The organism is Bowdeniella massiliensis (genome assembly GCF_023634005.1).
GTDB lineage: Bacteria > Actinomycetota > Actinomycetes > Actinomycetales > Actinomycetaceae > Bowdeniella > Bowdeniella massiliensis.
In genome coordinates, this window is the sequence record NZ_JALIQR010000034.1 from 1 (window position 1) to 665 (window position 665).

The 665-nt window shown below is 55.6% G+C and carries 1 protein-coding gene; it reads left to right on the forward strand.

Annotated features, from left to right (window positions below; genetic code table 11):
* The coding region (locus MUN85_RS12515) for a hypothetical protein (protein WP_250506999.1) at positions 1-665 on the forward strand (665 nt) is incomplete at both ends.

Below are 665 nucleotides of genomic sequence, written 5' to 3' on the forward strand. Positions count from 1 at the left end.
CCCACGTGGAGCCCAACAAGAACGGCACCATGCAAAGAGAGAAAAGAGGCGAGGAAAGGAGGATGGGGAGAAAAGAAGTGAAAGGAAAAGAAGTGAAGGGGAGAGAAAGAGAGGAGAAAGGGAGCGCGACGGGGAAAGGGGGGGGAAAGAAAAAGGAGGAGGAGGCGAAGAGAGAGAAAGAGGAGAGGAGAAGGGAGGGAGGGGAGGAGAGAGCGGAGGCAGGGAGACAGGGAAAGAGGGCAAGAGCACAGGGGCTGGCCAAGAAGAGAGAAAGGGAGAGAAAGAGAAAAAGAGAGGAGAAGGGAAAAAAGGAAAAAGGGGAAAGAACGGGGAAAAGAGAGAGAACGGGAAAGAAGGAGAGAGGAGGAAGGAGGGAAGGAGGAAGAAGAGGAAGGAGGGGAAGAGGAGAAAGAGGAGAAGGAGGAAGAAGACGACGAAGGGGAGAAAGGAGGAAAAGGAAAGCGAAGCAGAGGGGAAGGAGGAGAAGAAGAGAGGAAGCGGGGAGGAAAGAGGGAAGGAGAAGAGGGAAAAGAAGTCCTCCGGATCATCCCGGCCCACGGGGGGAGAAGTTGTCAACAAGGACAGAGAGAGAGGGAAAAGCCGGATCATACCCGCTCACGCGGGGAGCACTCCCACCGGTACAGGACGCACGGGTTCGGGCTCGG